This window comes from Shewanella sp. SR1 (assembly GCF_020447145.1).
GTDB classification, from domain to species: domain Bacteria; phylum Pseudomonadota; class Gammaproteobacteria; order Enterobacterales; family Shewanellaceae; genus Shewanella; species Shewanella baltica.
Genome location: NZ_JAJAEF010000036.1, coordinates 25,145 through 31,173, shown reverse-complemented (window position 1 = coordinate 31,173; position 6,029 = coordinate 25,145). Strand labels below are relative to the sequence as shown.

The window sequence follows — 6,029 nt, the reverse complement described above, 5'->3', positions numbered from 1 at the left end:
GCCGGGGGTCGCGGGTTCGAGTCCCGTCCGCTCCGCCAACATTTCGATAAGCCCTAACAGCAATGTTAGGGCTTTTTCGTATCTGGAATTTATCTATTTCAATCGTCGCGGCCGTCCCGTCCAACAGCATCCCTGCTTAACAGCCCAACTCGGCATCCATGCCTCTCGTTCATGAGCTCATCGCTGCGTGATATTTCACCCGCCAACATAAAGATGAAAGCCTCTACAGCAATGTAGAGGCCTTTTTCGTTTCGGCATTTTAGAAAATATCACTTTTGCTAAAACGATTGCGGGTTTGCTTTATCTTTATAGACAGGTACATCCTCGATATCACTATCAATTCATTGTGTCCTGTTAGGCTCATCAAATTTGAAAGCCCAAATCTGAAAAAAGTGATACTTAGCCTCAATGGTCACTTATAGCGATGTTAAGCTTCCTCACTAAAGAGGTTTTCTTTCCAGTCTACACACACATTATTGCGTCGCGCAGGCACATATCTCAGCGTTTTGAGCCGACTATTGATAAATAACCGCTACGCACTCGCAATGATGGGAATTGGTATTATGCGGTTTTCACGTATACACTTTTTTACATTCCCCATCGAGCGTCTGCTTTTAGGTTGAAACTATCAATGGAATTGCGTGGCTTATTGAGGTTATTGCCGCTATTGATGTGTATGCCATTACTGGCTCATGCTGACCGTTTAGCGATGGCGAATGCTAAGCTTGCTAGCCAAGACGTTAGCGTTAGCATGACTCAGACAGTCCGTTATTGTGTTGATCCTGACTGGTTACCCTATGAAGGAATCCGAGAGGGTAAACATCTGGGTATTTCGTCAGACTATATTAATTATATCGAATCGCATTCCTCCCTTAAGTTTCAGCTGGTGCCGACTTCCTCTTGGACAGAGACCTTATACTTTTTGCAAAGCGGGCAGTGTGATTTAACCCCTATGCTGAATAAAACCCTGATACGAGAGACTTATCTGCACTTCAGTGATGTCTATTTCCGCTCGCCTAATGTATTGGTGTCACTTAAAGATCAGCCTTTTCTACAAGGATTTGAGAATATCGGTGCGCGTACTTTAGCCGTGCCAAAAGGTTATCGTTTAGCCGAATATATTCAGCATTACTATCCACAAATTGAGACGCTTACCGTGGCCAGTGAGCCAGCAGGATTGCAGTCGGTGCTGGATAAACGTGCCGATCTGTTTGTGGGATCGATGTTTTCGGTTAACTCCTACATCCAACAAACTGGATTTAATCATTTGAAAATAGCCGGTTGGGGCGGACCAGAAGATGAGTTGCGGATGGGGGTTGCCTATGGTCAAGAGTCCTTGTTACCTGTGATAAATAAGGCCTTAAATGCTGTGAGTGAGCAGGAGCGGATCTTGATTTATCAGAAGTGGAATAATGTGACTGTCATAGATGAGACTAACTATTCGCTTGTTTATCAAGTTATCTGCGCGACGTGTTTGTTATTGCTAATGTTGGGGGCAAGAACTTACTTTATCAGCCAGTATAACCGTAGACTCACCGATAAGAATCAGCAGCTCGAAACCTTACGACAGCAGCTCGAGGCTTCAAATGCCGAACTCGAGTTTTTATCTACCCATGATCCCCTGACCAAGTTGTATAACCGACATTACTTTAATCGCCTTTTTATTAATAATGAGCAGCATGATAAATCTGCTAAGGCAGGTATGTGCTTGGTGATGATTGATATCGATTACTTTAAAGAGATTAATGACACGCTGGGGCATAACGTCGGCGATCGGATCCTTGAACAAGTGTCACAGGTGCTACAGCATTGTGTGCGTGAATCTGATGTGGTTGCCCGTTGGGGTGGCGAAGAGTTTGTGATCCTCTGTCAGCAGTCATCTTTACCCTTAGTTGAAAGCTTGTGTGTGCGGATAGCTGAGAGGATCAAACATTATCAATTTACTGACAATGTGCAGTTAACTTGCAGTTTTGGCGTCGCTAAGCTCGCCGATAACGAACCTATGATGTTGTGCTTTGAACGTGCTGATCGCGCGCTTTATCGCGCTAAAGCACAAGGGCGTAATCAAATGTGCACCGACAAGTAAATATTTACACAAGCGTGATTTGCCGTTATCTGAGCAAATGGCTTCCACTCAGTTGAATCAATGATGTCATCTTTATTTTAAAGAAAGGATCAGCATTATTGCGCCAGCAGTAATGCATGTCGGTTAATGTTTGATGTTTGTACTGACGATATGATAGAAATTCCTTGAAAATCGCTTTATCCCATTAAAATGAGGTTTATTTAAGGTTTTTTATTGATTGAGTGAAAAATAAGCTAAAGTGTTTTACTTATCTGTTTTAGTTCGTGTTTATGGCGATTTTCTTAAATTATTACGCGACTTTATCGTGAAAAAGTAGTCTAGCCATTTGCGCCGAGAAGGGTTCCAATTTACAATATACGCCTAAAATAATCTGATGTGCGGTGTGTCGGTGTTTGTCGCATACTCCGTCTACTTCTTAAACTACTCATTAAAGTTGAATCATGACCGAATTATCCAAATACAGAAACATTGGTATCTTCGCTCACGTTGACGCGGGTAAAACCACGACCACCGAGCGTATCCTTAAGTTAACAGGAAGAATCCATAAAGCAGGTGAGACTCACGATGGCGAATCTACCACTGACTTCATGGTACAGGAAGCTGAGCGCGGTATTACTATTCAGTCTGCTGCTGTAAGTTGCTTCTGGAGAGATCACCGTTTCAACGTTATCGACACCCCAGGACACGTTGACTTCACCGTTGAAGTTTATCGTTCTCTGAAAGTGCTTGATGGCGGTATCGGTGTATTCTGTGGTTCAGGCGGTGTTGAGCCTCAATCAGAAACTAACTGGCGCTATGCGAACGAATCTGAAGTTGCGCGTATTATCTTCGTAAACAAGTTAGACCGTATGGGTGCTGACTTCTTACGCGTTGTTAAGCAAACTAAAGACGTATTAGCTGCTACTCCACTGGTTATGGTTCTGCCAATCGGTGTTGAAGACGAATTCACTGGTGTTGTTGATCTGTTATCTCGTAAAGCATACGTGTGGGATGAGTCTGGTTTACCAGAAAACTTTAATATCCAAGATGTACCTGCTGACATGGTTGACATGGTTGAAGAATACCGTGAAATGCTGATCGAAACTGCAGTTGAGCAAGACGATGCAGTGATGGAAGCGTACATGGAAGGCGAAGAGCCATCTATCGAAGATATCAAGCGTTGTATCCGCAAAGGTACTCGTACTATGGCTTTCTTCCCAACATACTGTGGTTCTGCGTTCAAGAACAAAGGTATGCAACTGGTTCTTGATGCTGTTGTTGATTATTTACCAGCACCAGACGAAGTTGATCCACAGCCACTGACTGACGAAGAAGGTAACGAAACTGGCGAATTCGCTATCGTTTCTGCTGATGAGCCATTAAAAGCGTTAGCGTTCAAAATCATGGATGACCGTTTCGGCGCCCTGACTTTCGTACGTATCTACTCAGGCCGTCTGAAGAAGGGTGATACCATCCTGAACAGCGCGACTGGCAAGACTGAACGTATCGGCCGTATGTGTGAAATGCTAGCTGATGACCGTATTGAAATTGAATCTGCTCAAGCTGGCGACATTATCGCTATCGTGGGTATGAAAAACGTTCAAACTGGTCACACTTTATGTGACGTGAAACACCCAGTTACTTTAGAAGCTATGGTGTTCCCAGAGCCAGTTATCTCTATCGCAGTAGCGCCAAAAGATAAAGGCGGTTCTGAGAAAATGGGTATCGCTATCGGTAAGATGATCGCTGAAGATCCATCATTCCGCGTAGAAACTGACGAAGATTCAGGTGAAACCATCCTTAAAGGTATGGGCGAACTTCACTTAGATATCAAAGTAGACATTCTGAAGCGTACTTATGGCGTTGAATTGATCGTAGGTGAGCCACAAGTTGCTTACCGTGAAACCATTACTCAAATGGTTGAAGATCAATACACTCACAAGAAACAATCTGGTGGTTCTGGTCAATTCGGTAAGATCGAATATATCATTCGCCCAGGTGAGCCAAACACTGGTTTCGTGTTCAAATCTTCAGTAGTTGGTGGTAGCGTTCCGAAGGAATTCTGGCCAGCAGTTGAGAAAGGTTTCGCGAGCATGATGAACACAGGTACTATCGCTGGCTTCCCAGTGTTAGACGTTGAGTTCGAATTAACTGACGGTGCATTCCACGCAGTTGACTCATCAGCAATCGCGTTCGAAATCGCTGCTAAAGGCGCTTTCCGTCAGTCTATCGCTAAAGCTAAACCACAGCTTCTTGAGCCAATCATGAAAGTTGACGTGTTCAGCCCAGATGACAACGTGGGTGACGTGATCGGTGACTTAAACCGTCGTCGTGGCATGATCAAAGACCAAGTTGCTGGTGTAACAGGTGTTCGCGTTAAAGCTGACGTACCGTTATCAGAAATGTTCGGTTATATCGGTACTTTACGTACAATGACTTCTGGTCGTGGTCAGTTCTCTATGGAGTTCTCACACTACAGCCAATGTCCAGCTAGCGTAGCTGAGAAAGTTGTTGCTCAAGTTAAAGAACGTAAAGCTGCTGAAGCTAAGAAGTAATTCTTAACTTAACTAAGCTAATATTTTATTAGCTTAGTTAGCTAATAAAAACCGCTGTCGGCCTCTAGGCTAGCAGCGGTTTTTTTATGGGTGAGATCTAACAGTCATCACCAGCTTCGGTTGACGAAGCTCCAGATCTCTTTGTTTAAAGTCCGTACCCCTTTGTTTAATAGAATGTCAGTTCTCGCTTTATCTTCTCAGCGTTCAGTCTTTTGTTTACTCAATTCGAGCAAGGCTTTGGCCGCGGGCGTTAAAGGTAAACTTTGTCGCCAAATGAGCGCCAGATCCCATGTCATTGCGGGTTGCATAGGTTTAAAGACCAGTTTGCTGGTGCTTAATCTATTGCAAATAGGCTCAGGTAAAATGGCGACGCCCATATCGGCTTCGACCATGGCGGCGAGAAAATCCCACTGACCGCTGCGAAAGGCAATATTGAGCTGAACACCTGCTTTGCGGCTGAGCCGATTGATCAACTTAGCGAGGGAGAAGTCTTCGTTATAGAGGATAAAAGGATAGGGTTGGAAGTCCTGCCAGTTTAAATGGTCTTTCTCGGCTAAGGGATGCCCCTCAGGCAGGCATGCAAGTAAAGGGTACTTAGTCAGGGGTTGGTTGACGAGTTCAGTCTCATGGGTTGTGGGTAGCGCGGTAAAGGCGATATCGAGACTGTTATTGAGCAGGGCTTGCTCACAGCCGAATCCGCCGTATTCATACATGTGTAGTTCAACCCCCGGATAACGTTTACGGTAGCTAGTGAGCAAGCCTATGATAAGGCTGCTCATCATAGGACATACACCCAATCGCAACCGCCCCGATTTGAGACCGCTGAGGTTACTCATGTCCTCCTGTAATCTATGCCATTGGCCGAGGATTTCCCGTGCACTGTGCTCAAATAGCTGCCCCGCCTGAGTGAGCTCAACTTTTTGGTTATTTCGGATCAGCAGGGTTTCCCCTAGGCTCTCCTCGAGTCTTTGGATGATTTTGCTCAGTGTCGGCTGAGTGATAAAACATTTCTGCGCGGCGCGGGTAAAGTTTTCAGTTTCCACTAGGGTCAGAAAACACTGTAAGGTCTTGATTGGGATGTTCATGCTCAAATGGAATCCATATTATGGAATTTATTCATTTTACTAATGATGGCCTAAGTATTACTTTGACCTTGTTAACAAAACAGGGGAATACCGATGAAATCAAGTTCAAGTCTGTGGGTAGGTGCTTTGTGGCAGGCGGCTATGCCTGTGGCAAAAAATGTGCAAAAAGCAAAAGCGGCGCAAGTAACGAAAACGGCTCCAGCGGGTGATTTGCATAAAGCAAAACAACAAGTAAACCCAGCCTAGGCTGGGTTTTTCTTTTCTGCGTTTTAGATTCTGCTCTTATCTTTATTTCCCTCGATTCTCACTTCGCCTTTTTAACTT

4 protein-coding genes are annotated in these 6,029 nt (G+C 44.5%); 3 read left to right on the top strand and 1 reads right to left on the bottom strand.

Going from position 1 to position 6,029, the window contains the following annotated elements; translation table 11 throughout:
* Positions 1–631 precede the first annotated feature (631 nt).
* Together KV201_RS20990 and fusA are read left to right on the top strand one after the other, a co-directional pair.
* Positions 632–2,086, top strand: a complete 1,455-nt coding sequence (locus KV201_RS20990; RefSeq protein ID WP_226060465.1) for a diguanylate cyclase — start codon at positions 632–634, stop codon at positions 2,084–2,086.
* Positions 2,087–2,526: 440 nt separating this feature from the next.
* Entirely contained in the window at positions 2,527–4,620 is a 2,094-nt protein-coding gene (gene fusA, locus KV201_RS20985) for an elongation factor G (RefSeq protein ID WP_226060464.1), read from the top strand.
* Between the two features lie 197 nt (positions 4,621–4,817).
* Here fusA and KV201_RS20980 read toward each other — a convergent pair whose 3' ends face one another.
* Positions 4,818–5,705: a LysR family transcriptional regulator gene (locus tag KV201_RS20980; RefSeq protein WP_006086011.1), complete on the bottom strand. Its 888-nt coding sequence runs from the start codon at positions 5,703–5,705 to the stop codon at positions 4,818–4,820.
* A 93-nt stretch (positions 5,706–5,798) separates the two neighbouring features.
* On the opposite strand from KV201_RS20980, the gene KV201_RS20975 reads away from it, so the two are divergent.
* Positions 5,799–5,951, top strand: coding sequence for a hypothetical protein (locus KV201_RS20975; RefSeq protein ID WP_226060463.1), 153 nt, complete (start codon positions 5,799–5,801; stop codon positions 5,949–5,951).
* The last annotated feature ends 78 nt before the right edge of the window (positions 5,952–6,029 follow it).

Bases quoted from the DNA above. Each gene is read 5' to 3' on its own strand.
- KV201_RS20990 (WP_226060465.1), top strand. From the start codon at position 632: ATGGAATTGCGTGGCTTATTGAGGTTATTGCCGCTATTGATGTGTATG.
- KV201_RS20975 (WP_226060463.1), top strand. From the start codon at position 5,799: ATGAAATCAAGTTCAAGTCTGTGGGTAGGTGCTTTGTGGCAGGCGGCT.
- fusA (WP_226060464.1), top strand. From the start codon at position 2,527: ATGACCGAATTATCCAAATACAGAAACATTGGTATCTTCGCTCACGTT.
- KV201_RS20980 (WP_006086011.1), bottom strand. From the start codon at position 5,705: ATGAACATCCCAATCAAGACCTTACAGTGTTTTCTGACCCTAGTGGAA.